Raw genomic sequence first — 17,542 nt, 5'->3', positions numbered from 1 at the left:
CCATCTCGGGTGATGTATGTCACCAAAGATCACAAGTAAATGTGATAATGGTCACGATTTCGTTGTGACCTAGGTTTTGTACCGCATTAGGACACCCAGCACCACATGGGCAAACGTCCAGATAGCGTCACTATCCGGTAACGAAACCCCCACCCCGGCTGTGCCGCGGCCCACCCGGCGCCCCACGCACGGCGCCCACCAGCACCGACTCGACGCATCTCGCCTCGGTCGGTACCACGCGTCACAGGCAGCCGTGCGGGAGAAATTCATCTCCGGAAAGTACCTACTCGCGAGTACGCGAAAAGCTACTCGAAAGTAGCCATCGAAACCGGACGGAATGTCACGAACAGCGGTCCAATTTCGTTGCAGCAAAACGATGTTGAGCGACCCTGTAACGACATGACACCACCGCCGAAATAATGCATGCTGGCATTCCGGTAGCGCCGATCACGCGCCGGAGGTCGGCCGGGAAATCCCGGCCGAAACGGTCATCGTCGACCCCTCCGTCCGCACGGCGCCCGGCATCCGGCGACCATCCCCGACACCCGGGGCAGTGGAGGTCGCAGGCAGTCGAGGGCCCCGGCTCGCACATGTTCGACGCGGCTGCCGCCTGTCCGCACCGAGTGCCCTCGGCGCACGGGGCGGACAACACAAGTGAGAAATCGATGCACGAGGGAATGGTGGCCAACCAGATGTTCAGACGAATCGCAGTCGTCAACCGGGGCGAGGCGGCAGTGCGCCTGATCCGCGCCGTCCGGGAACTCAACGCCGAGAACTCCTCGGGCGAAGCGTCCGGCAACTCTGCTTCCAACCACGACATCACCGTCATCGCCCTGCACACCGAGGCCGAACGACGCGCCATGTTCGTCAGGCAGGCCGACGAAGGCGTCACGCTGCGCCCGTCCACCACTGCCGCAACCCCCTACCTCGACCACGTCGAACTCGAGCGCGCACTCCTCGAGGCCCGCGCCGACGCCGTGTGGGTCGGCTGGGGCTTCGTCGCCGAGGACCCCGGCTTCGCCGACGTCTGCGCCCGACTCGGCATCACGTTCATCGGCCCGTCCGCGGACGCCATGCGTCTTCTCGGCGACAAGGTCGAGGCCAAGCTGCTCGCCGAGAAGGTCGGCGTCCCCGTCGCACCGTGGTCCGGCGGCCCCGTCACGACCCGTGCCGACGCCCGGCGTCATGCCCAGGCCATCGGCTACCCGCTGATCATCAAGGCCCGCTCCGGCGGCGGCGGCCGCGGCATCCGCAAGGTGTACTCCGAGGACGAGCTCGAACTCGCTCTCGAGCGCACCCAGGGCGAGGCCGAGCGCTCCTTCGGCGACCCCGTCGTGTTCATCGAGCGCCTCGTCACCGAGGCACGCCACGTCGAGGTCCAGGTCATCGCCGACGCACACGGCAACGTGTGGGCACCCGGCGTCCGTGACTGCTCGATCCAGCGCAAGAACCAGAAGGTCATCGAGGAGTCCGCGTCCCCGCTGCTCACGGCCGATCAGTCCGCCGAGCTTCGGAAGGTGTCCGCGGAACTCGTCAAGGCCGCCGGCTACTGCGGCGCCGCGACCGTCGAGTACCTGTACCAGCCGTCGCAGCAGGTGTTCACGTTCCTCGAGGTCAACACCCGTCTCCAGGTCGAGCACCCGATCACCGAGTTCACCACCGGCCTCGACCTGGTCAAGCTGCAGATCCACGTCGCGGGCGGCAACCCCCTCGTCGGTGACTGCCCGACGGAGTTCGGCCACGCCGTCGAGGCCCGTCTGAACGCCGAGGACGCCGACAACGGCTTCGCCCCGGCGCCCGGCACCGTGCAGCTCCTCAAGTTCCCGCTCGGTTCCGGCCTCCGCGTCGACACGGGCATCGCCCAGGGCGACGTCATCCCGCCCGACTACGACTCGATGGTCGCGAAGGTGATCGCCTGGGGCCGAGACCGGTCCGAGGCCTTCGCACGACTGCGCACCGCACTCCGGGAAACCACGGTCGTCCTCGACGGCGGCACCACCACGAAGTCCTTCCTCCTCGATCTGCTCGACCGCGACGAGGTCGTCAGCGCATCCGCCGACACCGGATGGCTCGACCGCACGGGCGCGGGCACCGACAACGGCCCGACCCCCGCGGCCGCGATCGCGCTGCTCGCCACGGCCATCGGCGTCTACGACGCCGAGGAGGCCCGCGAGCGGTCCGCGTTCCTCACCTCCGCGCGCGGTGGACGCCCCCGCACCAAGAAGGCACTCGGCCGCAGCGTGGAGCTCAGCTACCAGGGCCAGGCGTACCAGTTCGAGGTCGGCCAGGTCGGCCCGCACCGCTACCTCGTCGACGGTGACAGCGGTGAGGTCGAGGTCGACGTCGATCGGCTCGGCGAGTTCGAGCGCAGGCTCACCGTCGGCGGCCGCCGCTCCCACGTCGTCTCCGTGACCGGTCCCGCGCACCACCTGGTCGAGGTCGACGGCGTCAGCCACCAGATCAGCCAGGACGAGGCCGGCGTGGTCCGCGCTCCGTCGCCCGCCGTTGTCGTCGCGCTGCCCGTCGCCGTCGGCGACGAGGTCGAGGCGGGTGACCCCCTTGTCGTCCTCGAGGCGATGAAGATGGAAACCGCCATCCGCGCTCCCTACGCGGGCACCGTCCGTGAGGTCCTGGCGATCGTGAACGGCCAGGTCGACGCGGGTGCTCCGCTGCTGCGCGTCGATCAGGTCTCCGAGGAGACGGTGACCGCGACGGCTCCGCGCGTCGAGTTCGCGATGCCCGAGACCCACGACAGCGACGACCTCACCGAGGCACTCGCGCGGCTCGATTCGCTCACCGCGATGATCACCGGCTTCGACGTCGACGACACCCGTGCGGTGGCGCTGCTCGCCGAGTACGAGTCCCTGCGCGACCGCCTGCCCGAGTCCGACCCCACCCTGGTGCGGGCCGAACTGGCACTGCTGACCACGTTCGCGGACCTGTGCGAACTGTCCCGGAACCGGCCGGCCGGTGTCGACACCGAGGATCGGGTGCACTCCCCGCGCGAGCACTTCCACTCGTTCCTCCGCTCGCTCGACGTCGAACTCGAAGGACTCCCGGAGTCGTTCCGCGCGCGGCTGTCCCGCTCGCTCCTGCACTACGACATCGTCGAGCTCGACCGCACCCCGGAGCTCGAGGAAGCCGTGTTCCGGCTGTTCGTCGCGTTGCAGCGCCTCGAGCACCAGGTGCCGGTCGTCGCCGGACTCCTGTCGCACTGGCTGCGCGAGTTCCCGATCGGGGACGCGCTGTCCGCCGAGGTGGGCGAGGTGCTCGACCGTCTGGTCGTCGCCACCCAGCTGCGCTACCCGCTGATCGGTGACATGGCCCGCGGCCTGCACTTCCGGATCTTCGACGAGCCCGTCGTGCGACGTGCCCGCGAGCAGATCTACGACGGCGTCCGGGGCAGCCTGCAGTACCTGACCGAGCGGCCCGGTGCCACCGACCGTGCCGCGCGGATCGATGCCATGGTCGACACCCCCGAACCGCTCGTCGGACTCCTCGCGGAGCCCTGGTCCGCTCCGGCCGACCTTCTCGAGGTCGTCACGCGGCAGTACTACAAGATCCGCGGACTGTCGGACGTCAAGTCCGTCGATGGACACGGACTTCCCTGCGTCACAGGAATTTTCGAGCTCTCCGGCGAACACCTGAACCTGGTGTCGGTGGTGGCCGAGAAGTCGCGCCTGTCCGATGCACTCGCCGTGGCGGATTCGGTGGCCGGACCCGCGCCGGTCAACCTCGTCGCAGATCTGTACCTGACCTGGCCGGATGCGCCCGCGGACGACGATGTGCTCGCCGACACGCTGCGCTCGGAACTGCTGGCGCACAACGGATCCGCTCAGTGGCGACGGGTCACGGTGACCGTCACGGTGCCGGGTGCGATGACCACCCAGCGCCAGGTCACGTTCCGTCCCGCGGCGGACGGCGGCCTTGCCGAGGACCGCATCATCCGCGGCATGCACCCGCTGACCGCACAGCGCCTCGACATGTGGCGCCTGAAGAACTTCGACGGCACCCGACTCCCCGCGCCCGCCGACACGTACGTGTATCACCTCGCGGCCAAGGACAACCCGTCCGACGAGCGCCTGATCGCGATGGCCCAGGTTCGCGACCTCACCTTGCAGTTCGACGAGGCGGGCGAGATCGAAGCGGCACCCGCCATCGAACGGGCCGTCGCGTCCTGCCTCGCCGGCATTCGTAACGCCCAGGCCGCACGCGGACGCAAGCGTCTCGACAACAACCGCGTCGTGCTCTACGTGTGGCCGCGCCTCGACATCGCCGTGGACCGGATCGCGTCGATCGCGGGCCACGTCGCACCGTTGACCGTGGGTGCGGGCATCGAGCAGATCACCCTGATCTGCCGAATCCAGGAGGCGCCCAACGCAACCCCGCGCCAGGTCGCGATCCGGTTCTCGTACCGGTCCGGCGCGGGTCTGCAGGTCGCGGTCACCGAGCCGCCGACGCAGCCCCTCAAGCCGCTCGACGAGTACACGCAGAAGGTGCAGCGCTCGAAGGCCCGCGGGACCGTCTACCCCTACGAGCTGATCCCGGCGCTCAGCGCGGGCGGCAGCTTCGTCGAGTACGACCTCGACGACACCGGAGCCCTGCTTCCCGTCGACCGGCCGTACGGGCGCAACAAGGCGGGCATCATCGTCGGCGTCGTCAAGACCGCCACCGAGCGCCATCCCGAGGGCATGACCCGCGTGGCACTGTTCGGCGACCCGACGCGGGCGCTCGGCACCGTCGCCGAGGCCGAATGCTCCCGCATCGTCGCCGCCATCGACCTCGCCGAATCCCTCGGTGTGCCGGTCGAATGGTTCGCCCTCTCCTCCGGCGCCACCATCTCCATGGAGTCCGGCACCGAGAACATGGACTGGGTGTCCCGCGGCCTCCGCCGGATCATCACGTTCACCCAGAACGGCGGCGAGATCAACGTGATCGTCGCGGGTATCAACGTCGGCGCGCAGCCGTACTGGAACGCCGAAGCGACCATGCTCATGCACACCAAGGGCATCCTCGTGATGACCCCGGAGTCGGCGATGGTGCTCACCGGAAAGCAGTCGCTCGACTACTCCGGCGGCGTCTCCGCCGAGGACAACTTCGGCATCGGCGGCTACGACCGCGTCATGGGCCCCAACGGCCAGGCCCAGTACTGGGCACCCGACCTGACGGCTGCGATCGGCGTCCTGTTCGCGCACTACGAGCACTCGTACCTCGCGGCCGGGGAACGCTTCCCGCGCAAGGCCGAGTCGACCGACCCGATCGACCGCGACGTGCGCTGCTTCCCGCACGTTCATCCGTCCAGCGAGTTCACCACGGTCGGCGAGATCTTCTCCGCGGAGACCAACCCGGACCGCAAGAAGCCGTTCGACATTCGCACCGTGATGCACGCCGTCGTCGACCAGGACCACGCCGTCCTCGAACGCTGGGCGGACATGGCGGACGCCGACACCTCGGTGGTGTTCGACGCGCACCTCGGAGGCAATGCCGTCACCGTCGTCGGCATCGAGTCCCGCGCCATCGCCCGCAAGGGCTGGTTCCCGACCGACGGCCCCGACCAGTGGACGTCGGGCACCCTGTTCCCGCGCTCGTCGAAGAAGACGGCCCGCGCGATCAACGCAGCGTCCGGCAACCGTCCGGTCGTGGTGCTGGCGAACCTGTCCGGCTTCGACGGCTCCCCGGAGTCGCTACGGAACCTGCAGCTCGAGTACGGCGCCGAGATCGGCCGGGCCATCGTCAACTTCGACGGCCCGATCGTGTTCGTCGTCATCTCCCGCTACCACGGCGGCGCGTTCGTCGTGTTCTCCGGAGCGCTGAACGAGAACATGGAGGTGCTGGCGGTCGAGGGATCGTTCGCGTCCGTCCTTGGTGGCGCGCCCGCCGCGGCCGTCGTCTTCACCAGGGACGTCAACGCCCGCACCGCTGCGGACCCCGAGGTCAAGGAACTCGAGGCCAAGCTCGCCGCCACCGACGACGATGCCAAGCGCGCCGAACTGCGCGTCGAGCTCGCCACCACGAAGACCGCGGTCCGCAACGCCAAGCTCGGCGAGGTGGCCGCGGAATTCGAGGCGATCCACAACATCGAGCGCGCCAAGGAGGTCGGATCCGTGCACGACATCGTGCCGGCCGCAGACCTGCGCCCGCGTCTCGTCTCCGCCGTCGAGCGCGGCATGGGCAAGGTCCTGAACTCCCAGTAGTCACCGACCACCAACAGCAGTGGGCGCCGCCGGACATGGTCCGGAGGCGCCCACTGCCGTTAGGTCACCGGCACGACGTCACCCAATCGGGCCGGGCGGAAAGATGCAGTAGTTCTCGCCCGACTGGAGATACCGCACGGCAGCGCAGACGGAGATGAACACCGGACCGACCACATCGACGACCGGGGCCACGATCGTGCTGAGTGCTTTCACCGGATCGGCCCCTTCCAGGAGCACCGACCCCGCCTCGGACCCCGCGCTGGGGGTCTCGGTCCAGTCGAGCGAGCCTGCCATGGCCGAACCACCACCGCCCACCAGTGCGCCTCCCAGGGCAGTGGCGACGACGACCGTCGACAGCGTGCGACGGGCTGAACGTGACGACATGAAATACCCCCGTGATCGACAGCGACGGTGCAGCACCGATCGACCATCGACCGGCACAACCAGACAACACCGCCCCGACGGCATGCTACGCAGCCGCCCCCGAGTTCGGGTGCAACTTCGAACAACCTGTGCCGCAACAGCATTCGCTTAACACTGCTCAAATCCGACACCGGCGAGCCCACCACGGGATCGCCAACGCGAAATTTCTTCGATTCACGCCTTGCGGAAGGTACCCCCCGGGGGTATGTTCATCCGTGTCGATACCCCTACCCCGTATATGCATAAGGAGTCCGCAATGACCACCACCGCCACCTACACCGTCACCGGGATGACCTGCGGCCACTGCGCGACGTCGGTCCGCGAAGAGGTCGGCAAGCTCGACGGGGTCACCGACATCGCGGTCGACGTCCCCACCGGCCTCGTGACGATCACGAGCACCGCCCCCGTCGACGAAGGCGCGGTCCGATCCGCCGTCGACGAGGCCGGCTACACCGTCCAGTCATGAACACCGCCACAAAGTTGACCGCCTACACCGGGGGGCTCGCCGCGATCTTCGCGGCGGCCCTCGGTGTCGGGGCGGCCGTCGGGAGCCCGATCGACATGTCCACCACCACACACGAGACCCACGCCGCAACGTCGACGGAATCCGCGACACCCGCGGGCCTCCAGATCTCCGACCAGGGCTACACCCTGACCGAGATCACCGCCCCTGCCGCCGCGGACACACCCGGCACGCTCGACTTCAGGATCACCGAACCGTCCGGCGCTGCGGTCACCGAGTTCACCGAGCAGCACGACAAGGCGCTGCACCTCATCGTCGTCCGTACCGACACCACCGAGTTCCGGCACGTCCACCCGACGATGTCCTCCGACGGGACCTGGTCGATCGACTGGTCCTGGCCGACCGGTGGCACCTACCGGGTGTTCGCGGACTTCCAGCCGTCCGGCGGACCCGCCCTCACTCTGGGACGCAACGTCGACGTCGCGGGCGACTACTCCCCCGTCCCGACTCCGTCGCCGTCGCGGGTCGCCGAGGTCGACGGGTACCGCGTCGAGTTGGCCGGGGACCTGTCCACGTCCGGCGGTCCCCTCACCCTCACGGTGAGCCGCGGCGGACAGCCGGTGACCGACCTGCAGCCCTACCTCGGCGCCTACGGCCACCTGGTCGCGCTGCGCACCGGCGACCTCGCCTACCTGCACGTGCACCCGCAGGGCGAACCCGGCGACGGCGTCACCGCACCCGGCCCCGACATCGTGTTCCACGCTCAGGCCCCGAGTTCGGGGACCTACCGACTGTTCCTTGACTTCCGGCACGAGAACACGGTCCGCACAGCAGAATTCACCCTCATCGCCGACGAAGCCGCCCCCACCACCACCGCACCCGTCGAGCCTGCCGGCCACGGGCACTGACAGATCACACGAGAGGAGTCACGATGAACCCCGTCGCACAGGCGCCGACCACGGGACAGGTCGAACTGCTGATCGGTGGCATGACGTGCGCGTCGTGCGCAAACCGCATCGAGCGCAAGCTCAACAAGCTCGACGGGGTCACCGCCACCGTCAACTACGCCACCGAGAAGGCTCGGGTCGACTACACCGGCGACGTCACCGCCGACGACCTCGTCGACGCCGTCGAGCAGGCCGGCTACACGGCGACGCTTCCCACACCCGCGGCCCCGTCGCCGGAGGCCGACGCCCCGGCCGAGGAGGACCCGACCGCCGCGCTGCGCCGACGACTGCTCGTCTCGCTCGTCCTCAGCGTGCCGGTGATCGCAATGGCGATGGTGCCGGCTCTGCAGTTCACCAACTGGCAGTGGCTCTCACTCACCCTGGCCGCACCGGTCGTGGTGTGGGGCGCGCTGCCGTTCCACAAGGCCGCATGGACCAACCTGCGGCATGGCACCGCCACGATGGACACGCTGGTGTCCATCGGCACCCTCGCCGCACTCGGCTGGTCCTTGTACGCCCTGTTCTGGGGTACCGCAGGGGTCGCCGGGATGACGCACCCCTTCGAGCTGACCATCTCGCGCTCCGACGGCGCGGGCAACATCTACCTCGAAGCCGCCGCCGGGGTCACCACCTTCATCCTCGCCGGCCGCTATTTCGAGGCCCGCGCCAAGCGCCGCTCCGGGGCCGCCCTGCGCGCACTGCTGGAAATGGGCGCCAAGGAGGTGTCAGTGCTGCGCGGCGGCGGCGAACAGCGCATCCCCGTCGACCAACTCGCCGTCGGAGACGAGTTCATCGTTCGTCCCGGAGAGAAGATCGCGACCGACGGCGTCGTCACCGACGGCTCGTCCGCCGTCGACGCGTCGATGCTCACCGGCGAGTCGGTGCCCGTCGAGGTCGGTCCGGGCGACGCTGTAGTCGGCGCAACCGTGAACGTGGGCGGCCGGATCGTGGTGCGCGCCAGCCGGATCGGATCGGACACCCAGCTCGCCCAGATGGCGCGGCTCGTCGAGGACGCGCAGACCGGCAAGGCCAAGGCGCAGCGTCTCGCCGACCGGATCTCCGGGATCTTCGTCCCCATCGTGATCGCGCTGTCGGTGGCGACGCTCGGCTACTGGATCGGCACCGGGGGTTCCGTGGCCGCGGCGTTCACCGCGGCCGTCGCGGTCCTGATCATCGCCTGCCCCTGCGCCCTAGGCCTCGCCACGCCCACGGCCCTGATGGTCGGCACCGGCCGCGGCGCGCAGCTCGGCATCCTCATCAAGGGCCCCGAGGTCCTCGAATCGACCCGCCGCATCGACACCATCGTCCTCGACAAGACCGGTACCGTCACCACCGGAACCATGACCCTGCAGGGCGTCCATGCGGCGCAGGGCGAGTCGACCGACGAGGTGCTCCGGCTCGCGGGCGCACTAGAGGACTCCTCCGAGCATCCGATCGCGAAGGCGATCGCGACCGCAGCATCCGGGGTCGGGCCCCTGCCCGCCGTCGAGGAGTTCGCCAACATCGAGGGCCTCGGCGTACAGGGAGTCGTCGACGGACACGCGGTGATCGTCGGACGGGCACGCCTGCTGGCCGACTGGGCGCAGCCACTCACCCCCGAACTCGACAGCGCCATGCGTGTGGCCGAATCCGAGGGCAGGACCGCGGTCGCGGTCGGCTGGGACGGCCAGGCACGCGGCGTGCTCGTCGTGGCGGATGCCGTCAAGCCCACCTCCGCGGAGGCCATCACCCAACTGAAGGCACTCGGTCTGACGCCGATCATGCTGACCGGCGACAACGCGGCCGCTGCCCGCACGGTGGCCGATGAGGTCGGCATCGACGAGGTGATCGCCGAGGTGCTGCCGCAGGACAAGGTCGCGGTCGTCGAGCGACTGCAGGCGGAGGGAAAGGTGGTCGCGATGGTCGGGGACGGCGTCAACGACGCGGCAGCACTGGCGCAGGCGGACCTCGGCCTGTCGATGGGCACCGGAACCGACGTGGCCATCGAGGCCAGCGACCTGACATTGGTGCGCGGAGATCTGCGGGCCGCGGCGGATGCGATTCGCCTGTCGCGGAAGACCCTGCGCACCATCAAGGGAAATCTGTTCTGGGCGTTCGCCTACAACGTCGCCGCCCTGCCGCTGGCCGCAGCCGGCCTGCTCAACCCGATGCTCGCCGGCGCCGCGATGGCGTTCTCATCCGTTTTCGTGGTCAGCAACAGCCTTCGGCTCCGCCGATTCAGGTAGGCGCCCGCGTCACCTGTGCGCCTTTCCGGTAGTTCAGCTACCGGAAAGGCGCACAAGCATTTACGCCTGGCTCCCGAGATTGTCGATCGCCGTCGACCCGCCCACCAGGATCACCATGATCGTCAGCATCGGATTGTCGATCGCGATCTCGGCGAGGTCACTCCCTACATCCACCGAGCCGACCGGGGCGTAGAGCAGGTTCCCGAGCACCGCGCTCCCGGTCTCGATCGGATCTTGCGCCGATGCGGTGCCCGCGCCGGCAGCGAGAGCACCGGTCAACAGCGTCGCCGCAGCCGCTGTTGACGCGACACGACGCCTGATGGATCGAGCCATACCATCCCCAATCACCGTAGGAACCGACCCCGCGGGATGCGGTCGTCGGCCGCGCTGTGCCAGCGCTCGCCGGACCCTACCCGCAGCGTGCACCCGGCGTGGCGGGTTCAATCGGCTTTCACCGCAGCATGATCGGTGGGTTGCCACCACCGCGTCACTTCGCAAACAGTGCTGCGGCCTTGGGTGACAGTCGAGCCTCGCCTCTGCGACGGAACAGCTCGGCGGGCCGACCGGCACCGGTGGCCACCAACTCGTCGGTCGGCTCGAGCGCCGCGATCACGTGCCGCCGGAACGAGTCCTTCTGCAGTCTTTCCAACCCGAAGACCACACGGTAGAGCTCGTTGAGCTGGAGTACCGTGAACTGCTCCCCCAGAAGACGATCCGGATCCACCCGCTCCGCGTAGCGGTCCCGCAGGTCCTTGACGGCGAGCCGCACCATGTCTGCGTGATCGAAGAGCAGGCCCTCGGTGGTGTAACCGTCCGTCACCGGAACCAGTGCGGCATCGACGGGTAGGGCCGACGCCGGCAGCACAGCGGTGTGCGCCATCGAAATTACCCAACCGCGGTCGTCGCGCTGCGGGTCGTCGAACATTGCCAGCTGCCGGAATCCGGTACCGGTCAGCCCCGCCTTGTCGCGCAGCGCCCGCTCCGCGGCGTCGGCCAGGCGCTCCCCCGAGTGCAGAAACGTTCCCGGCAGGGCTCGGCCCCCGAGCTTCTCGTGCTCGACCACCAGAACCCGGAGTGCACCATCGCGGTACGTCAGAACCGCGACATCGACAGCGACCGACGGGCGGTCGTAGTCCGAGAAGGTCTTGCCCGTCGAGTCCCCGCTGCGAGTCACCCGGGCATTTTAGCTCAGTCGCGATCTATTCATGCCCGAAGCCGGCCATGCCCCAGCGAATCCGTGCGTCGCAGCAGGCCAACGCAGGGCGATAGCCGCACTCCAACCTGCCCTACGACAAGGGTTCGCAATAGGGAGGAATCGATACTGGCGAACTGCCACAGAAGTCTCCGAGTCCCAACACATCTCGCAATGCCGATCCCACATCCGACCAACCCTGGACGATGACGCTCTCCAGCCAGAACGCATCGGCCACTGAGCCCACCGATTCGAAGGATTCGAAGGATCCGACGAGCTTCGGCGACTCCGCACCCGAGGATCCGGCGGCCGACGCGCTTCCGGCGCCGGCTGCGAGACCACCGGCCAATACGGCCGCGGTGACAACAGCAGACGCGATACGACGTCCCATGAAACGAGACATGACGAAACCCCTTCGACAGTGACACCCGGCAGCGCTTCTCATTCACTTGCCGGTGGCGTCGACCCGACGCAGAACGTGACCGTACGGCAGCAGACCGAACCCGGAGGTGAATTCGCATCTCTCACCGGAGGCTCCGGACCGGCTGATGCGACGTCGCCGCTCCGATCCGCCCTACGAGTCGGATGAGGAGCAGCCTGGCACAACTGCCGGCCCTGCGCATTCGAGACCCAACTCGTCCGCCAGGGCCGCCCAGAGAATAATCACGGGAGCCGCTACCTGTACCGCCGGATTCCCTGCCAGTGCAAGCCAATCGGCGGGTGTGTATGAGGCCAACACATCGCCAATCGAGCCCACCCCGTCGTCGGATGAGTTGCCCGTCGCGTCATCCAACGATGATCCGCTCTGGAGGAAAGAACGCTATACCCTTGCAGCACTTGATGATTCGTCTAACAGTGACGAACCGAGGCAACCAGTCGACGTTAGCCAATCACACGAACGTGGCCGCGTCGAGGACCTTGCCGCGGACGGAGGGTTCGATACGCTCGGTGATCTCGCACGTCTGAATCATCGCGCGACGGGTCAGTGATCCCAACACACCCCAATACAAGGCTCAACCGATCCGAAAACAACTAGAAGCGCCTCGGCGACGTTCGAGCAAGAGGAGATCACACAGTCCGTGGATCCTCCGGATCGGTCGATCGAATCGGCGGCGGCGGTGCCCGGGCCAGCGACAAGGCAGCCCGCCAGACCGACCGAGACGAGAACCGTGGCCGCGAGACGTCGCAGCGCGGGACGAGACATGGACGGACTCCGTTCAGTTGTGACCGATGTGTCGCGCGCCGACGCACACCCCAGGCCAAGCACGCTGCGCGTCAGGCTACTGACAACCAAAGCTGGACGTACATGGTTCCGAAAATGGTGCAGAAACCAGGTCCTGGTGGCGATCCCCACGGAGTGGACCACTTCCGAGATCGCGAACGACTCGCGCTGACCGAGTCAACCGCCGAGAAACGCGGCCGCCGCGTTCTCGCGAAGATGGGGCCCGCGAACACATCCCGGTGATCTTCGCCTACGACGCGGGGGCGGTCACGCCGCGGCACTGAGCTCTCAGGAGGACGGGTCGACGTTCGCCAACCTCACGAACGCGGCGGCGTCGAGGACCTCACCGCGGGCGGAGGGTTCGACACCGGCGGCGACCAAGCGACGCTCGGCCTCGGCGGGCGAGCCCGCCCAGGTCGCCAATGCGGCGCGCAGGGTCTTGCGGCGCTGCGCGAATGCGGCATCAACGACCGCGAACACCCGCTTGCGATGCTCGGCGTCCAGCGACCACGGCGCATCCTCGTACCGATCGATGCGCACCAGACCGGACTCGATCTTCGGCTCCGGCCAGAACACCTGCCGCCCAACGGAACCCGCGCGTCGAACCCGTCCGAAGAAGCACGCCTTCACACTGGGGACGCCGTAGATCTTGTTGCCGGGCTGCGCGGCGAGCCGATCCGCGACCTCTGCCTGCACCATCACCAACGCGGTGCGGAGCGACGGGAACTCGGCGAACAGGTGCAGCAGCACCGGCACCGCGACGTTGTACGGCAGGTTCGCGACCAGTGCAGTCGGCTGGGCGGGCACCTGCGACGGCATCACCCGCATGGCGTCCTCGAGGACCACGTCCAGTCTGCTCGACAGCTCCGGGGCACGTTCGGCGACAGTCGTGGGCAGCCGGGCCGCCAACTTCGGGTCGATCTCGACGGCGACGACCTTCTCGACCACGTCGAGGAGCGCCAAAGTCAGCGAGCCGAGACCGGGGCCCACCTCGAGAACGACGTCGTCGCGGGTGACACCGGACACCGCCACGATCTTGCGGACGGTGTTTCCGTCGTGGACGAAGTTCTGACCGAGCTGCTTGGTCGGCCTGATGTCGAACTCGGCCGCCAGTGCCCGCACCTCGGCTGGACCGAGCAGTGCCGCCTGTCCCCGCGGAGCGGATTCGGGCAGGTCGGAAGGGGCGGCGGATTCGTCTGACACCTGGTGAATCTAGCGCAGCGCGGTCAGCGCATGCCTAGTCGGCTCGTGCAGGACGGCCACGCACCCCAGCCCTGCGTCTGCTGCGTCTTCGACGCGATCGCGATCTGCTCCTCGCGGGTCGCGAGGTCCGCGCGGGGCGCGTACTTGAGTCCGCCCTGGCGTTCCCAGGTGCTCTGGTCGAACTGCACGCCGCCGTAGTAGCCGTTGCCGGAATTGATGTTCCAGTTGCCGGTTGCCTCGCACTGCGCGAGCGCATCCCAGGTCGCGCCATTGGTCACCGGCGGCACCTCGGTGCCGGGCTTCGCACCGACGCGCACGGTCTTCGGCGTCGCAGGCGTGGTCACCGTCTCGGAGAGTTCGGCGCGACCGGTCTCGACGCCGTTGACGGTGGTCACCGCAAAGGTCACGTCCCGCACGCCCGGCGTGCCCGGGTGCTCCTCGATGGTGCGGCTCATGTTCATGGTCGGATCCTCGATCCGCTCCTCGGGCGGTGCGACCGGAAGCGTCTCGACCTTGTTCTCCGTGCGAACCCGGGTGACCGTCACATCCAGCCCCTCGGTGACCGGGGTGTCGGCGGCGGGCTCGACGGTGTCCTGCTCCTCGAGCGGTGCACCCTTGGCCGCGAGCAGTTCACCGACGGTCGGGGCAGCGAGCCGCACATCGACGGGGGCGCTGCCACCGTCGGACAGGCGAACCACCTTGGGATTGATGACCTCGAGGTCAGCGCCCTCGAGCGGCAAACGCTCCGAGCGGGAGGCCGAGACGTGAACGTCCCCCGCGAGCCGTTCCTGCGAGAGCGCCTCGTTGACGGTCAGTGCGGTGGTCCACAGGGTCCGAGGCGTTCCGTCGACGGTCAGCGTCAACTCACGCGCCCGGCGCAACACAACTGTGTCGCCATCGGACACCGAGCTGCCACCGGCAGGGGCGACGACGTCGTGCTCACCGATCGAGTAGCCCGCGTCTTCGAGGACGGCATCGACGTCGGTGGACATCGTGTTGAGCGCGACGGTCTCGCCGTCGACGTCGACGAGAACGGTCTTGTGCCTGCTCACCGCCATTGCTCCGCCCGCGATCAGGGTCAGCAGCAGTGCGCCGACCACGAGTCGCAGCAGGGGTGAACTGGCGTTGTTGATTCGAGTGAGAGGTGACACGAGAACGTCCTGAGCTATGGGTTACCGGGATGTGATCCCGGACTTGAGCGATCACGGTACGGTAACGAATAGGCAGAGCTCCGGCAACCACACGGGGTGTGACCAGCAGAAATGGGACGAGGCTCACTAACGTCGTCAAGCGTCACGACCGGGTACGACGAGCACGAAAGCTGGGTTGCATGAGCATGCCGAGGATCAGTTGGCGCGGCGGGCACGGCCGCACACGATCAGCCGTCGTCATCACCCTGACCGGGGTACTCGCACTGCTCGGCGCCTTGGTCGGCACGGGCTCCGCCGCGGCGCAGTCCGATCGCACGTATGTCATCGCCACCGACGTCACGTTCGCCCCGTTCGAGTTCCAGAACGAGCAGGGCGACTTCGTCGGAATCGACATGGACCTGCTCGCGGCCATCGCCGAGGACCAGGGTTTCGACTACCAGGTCAAACCGCTCGGATTCAACGCCGCCGTGCAGGCACTGCAGTCACGGCAGGTCGACGGCGTCATCGCGGGCATGTCGATCACCGACGAACGCAAACTCGTCTTCGACTTCTCCGACCCGTACTTCGAGTCCGGGGTGCAGATGGCGGTGTCGACGGACAACGACGACATCACCTCCTACGAGGATCTGCGGGGCCAGCGGGTCGCGGTCAAGACCGGCACCGAGGGTGCGGCGTTCGCGGACTCGATCAAGAACCAGTACGGCTTCACCACCGTCACCTTCGACGATTCCGCCAGCATGTACGACGACGTCAAAACCGGGAACTCCGTCGCCGTCTTCGACGACTACCCCGTCCTGCTGTACGGCATCGCTCAGGGCAACGGCCTGAAGACCGTCACGGAGAAAGAGGCAGGCGCCTCGTATGGCTTCGCCGTGTCGAAGGGCCAGAACGCCGAGTTGCTCAGCATGTTCAACGCCGGCCTCGCGAACGTGAAGGCTAGCGGCCAGTACGACCAGATCATCGACACCTACCTCGGCGAAGGCGCCCAGACAGCACAGGGCGACAACACGTTCTTCTCCCTGCTGCGCGACAGCTTCCCGCTGCTCATGGAAGGACTCTGGCTCACCATCGTCCTGACCGTGGTGTCGTTGGCGATCGCGGTGGTCCTCGGGTTGATCTTCGGCTTCTTCCGGGTCTCTACCAGTCGCATCCTGCGCGGCATCGGCGTCACCTATGTCGACATCTTCCGCGGCACCCCGCTGATCGTGCAGGCGTTCTTCATCTACTTCGGCATTCCCGCGGCCCTGGACTTCAAGATGCCCGCCATGACCGCGGGCATCATCACCCTGAGCCTGAACGCGGGCGCGTACATCACCGAGATCATCCGGGGCGGCATCCTGTCCGTCGACAAGGGGCAGATGGAAGCGGCGCGCAGCCTTGGCATGGGATACCTGCCCGCCATGCGCAAAGTCGTCCTGCCACAAGCTTTCCGGACGATGATGCCGTCCTTCGTCAACCAGACCGTCATCACATTGAAGGACACGTCGATCCTGTCCGTGATCGGCATCGCCGAACTCACCCAGACAGGGAAGATCATCATCGCCAGGAACTTCGAGTCCTTCAACATGTGGCTGATCGTCGGCATCTTCTACTTCGTCATCATCATGGCCCTGACCAAACTGTCCGACCGGCTCGAGAAGAGGATCAATCAGTGAGCGACACCGTCACCGCACCCAAGATCCGGGTCGCCGGGCTGAAGAAGTCGTACGGGGACAACGAGGTGCTCAAGGGCATCGACATCGACATCGCGGCGGGCGAGGTCGTCTGCGTGATCGGGCCGTCCGGCTCCGGCAAGAGCACCTTCCTGCGCTGCCTGAACCGGCTCGAGGACATCACCGGCGGATCCGTCGTCGTCGACGGTGTCGACCTCACCGAGAAGAAGGTCGACATCGACAAGGTGCGCCAGCACATCGGGATGGTGTTCCAGCACTTCAATCTGTTCCCCCACATGACGGCGCTCGAGAACGTCATGCTCGCGCCGGTGCAGACGAAGCGGGCCACCAAGGAGGAGGCACGGGAGAACGGCATCCGGTTGCTCGGGCAGGTCGGGCTCGCGGAGAAGAAGGACGCCAAACCCGCCAGCCTGTCCGGTGGCCAGAAGCAGCGCGTCGCGATCGCTCGCGCCCTCGCGATGAACCCCGACGTCATGCTGTTCGACGAGGCCACCAGCGCCCTCGACCCCGAGATGGTCGGTGAGGTGCTGCAGGTGCTGCGTGATCTCGCCGCCCAGGGGATGACGATGGTCGTCGTCACCCACGAGATGGGCTTCGCCCGCGAGGTGTCCGACCGCGTCATCTTCATGGCGGACGGTTACATCGTCGAGGAGGGCACCCCAGAGGAGGTGTTCGGCAACCCGCAGCAGCCCCGCACCCAGGACTTCCTGCGGAAGGTGCTCTAGCCGGTCAGGCCCTCGTCGACCGGATCGACCGACTCCCGTGCGGCAAGTTCCCTGGTCACCGTCGGCTCGACCTGCACGCCGTGAGTGAAGAACCGGTGTATCGCCCTGGTGGGCGCTCGGCGGA

Annotated in this window: 11 protein-coding genes; 6 read left to right on the top strand and 5 right to left on the bottom strand. The window is 67.6% G+C overall.

The annotated features are described in order from the left end of the window. Window positions 1-692: 692 nt before the first annotated feature. Window positions 693-6,194, top strand: coding sequence for an ATP-binding protein (locus RHCRD62_RS01445; RefSeq protein ID WP_050063405.1), 5,502 nt, complete (start codon window positions 693-695; stop codon window positions 6,192-6,194). A gap of 78 nt (window positions 6,195-6,272) precedes the next feature. On the opposite strand, the gene RHCRD62_RS01440 is transcribed toward RHCRD62_RS01445, so the two are convergent. Continuing rightward, complete coding sequence (locus tag RHCRD62_RS01440; RefSeq protein WP_050062879.1) at window positions 6,273-6,578, bottom strand: hypothetical protein; 306 nt, start codon at window positions 6,576-6,578, stop codon at window positions 6,273-6,275. A 295-nt stretch (window positions 6,579-6,873) separates the two neighbouring features. Between RHCRD62_RS01440 and RHCRD62_RS01435 the strand changes: the two genes are divergently transcribed. The 3 genes from RHCRD62_RS01435 to RHCRD62_RS01425 are packed head-to-tail and all read left to right on the top strand — an operon-like array spanning window position 6,874 to window position 10,252. Further along, on the top strand, window positions 6,874-7,083 hold the full coding sequence (locus RHCRD62_RS01435; protein ID WP_050062878.1) for a heavy-metal-associated domain-containing protein: 210 nt from the start codon (window positions 6,874-6,876) through the stop codon (window positions 7,081-7,083). Continuing rightward, window positions 7,080-7,988 carry a hypothetical protein gene (locus RHCRD62_RS01430; RefSeq protein ID WP_050062877.1) on the top strand — a complete coding sequence of 303 codons (909 nt, stop codon included), beginning with the start codon at window positions 7,080-7,082 and terminating at the stop codon, window positions 7,986-7,988. Before RHCRD62_RS01435 ends, RHCRD62_RS01430 begins: the two co-directional genes overlap by 4 nt. A gap of 23 nt (window positions 7,989-8,011) precedes the next feature. Next, the gene (locus RHCRD62_RS01425) at window positions 8,012-10,252 is read left to right on the top strand and encodes a heavy metal translocating P-type ATPase (protein ID WP_050062876.1); all 2,241 of its coding nucleotides are present in this window, start codon (window positions 8,012-8,014) and stop codon (window positions 10,250-10,252) included. 60 nt (window positions 10,253-10,312) lie between these two features. Here RHCRD62_RS01425 and RHCRD62_RS01420 read toward each other — a convergent pair whose 3' ends face one another. The 4 genes from RHCRD62_RS01420 to RHCRD62_RS01405 form a co-directional block, all read right to left on the bottom strand. Further along, on the bottom strand, window positions 10,313-10,585 hold the full coding sequence (locus tag RHCRD62_RS01420; protein ID WP_157050762.1) for a hypothetical protein: 273 nt from the start codon (window positions 10,583-10,585) through the stop codon (window positions 10,313-10,315). Between the two features lie 154 nt (window positions 10,586-10,739). Beyond that, window positions 10,740-11,426, bottom strand: coding sequence for an NUDIX hydrolase (locus RHCRD62_RS01415; protein ID WP_050062874.1), 687 nt, complete (start codon window positions 11,424-11,426; stop codon window positions 10,740-10,742). Window positions 11,427-12,954: 1,528 nt separating this feature from the next. Beyond that, a complete protein-coding gene (rsmA, locus tag RHCRD62_RS01410) occupies window positions 12,955-13,869 on the bottom strand; it encodes a 16S rRNA (adenine(1518)-N(6)/adenine(1519)-N(6))-dimethyltransferase RsmA (protein WP_050062873.1) in 915 nt (304 codons plus the stop codon). A 23-nt stretch (window positions 13,870-13,892) separates the two neighbouring features. Continuing rightward, window positions 13,893-15,020: a resuscitation-promoting factor gene (locus tag RHCRD62_RS01405; protein WP_050062872.1), complete on the bottom strand. Its 1,128-nt coding sequence runs from the start codon at window positions 15,018-15,020 to the stop codon at window positions 13,893-13,895. Window positions 15,021-15,205: 185 nt separating this feature from the next. Here RHCRD62_RS01405 and RHCRD62_RS01400 point away from each other — a divergent pair, with 185 nt between their 5' ends. Beyond that, window positions 15,206-16,675 carry an amino acid ABC transporter substrate-binding protein/permease gene (locus RHCRD62_RS01400; protein ID WP_050063404.1) on the top strand — a complete coding sequence of 490 codons (1,470 nt, stop codon included), beginning with the start codon at window positions 15,206-15,208 and terminating at the stop codon, window positions 16,673-16,675. Further along, entirely contained in the window at window positions 16,672-17,418 is a 747-nt protein-coding gene (locus RHCRD62_RS01395; protein ID WP_050062871.1) for an amino acid ABC transporter ATP-binding protein, read from the top strand. The genes RHCRD62_RS01400 and RHCRD62_RS01395 overlap by 4 nt, the downstream gene beginning before the upstream one ends. Window positions 17,419-17,542: the final 124 nt, after the last annotated feature.

The organism is Rhodococcus sp. RD6.2 (assembly GCF_001040705.1).
Classification (GTDB): Bacteria; Actinomycetota; Actinomycetes; order Mycobacteriales; family Mycobacteriaceae; genus Rhodococcus_G.
Note: the sequence above shows the minus strand (reverse complement) of the source record. Positions and strands in the feature narration are given on the sequence as shown.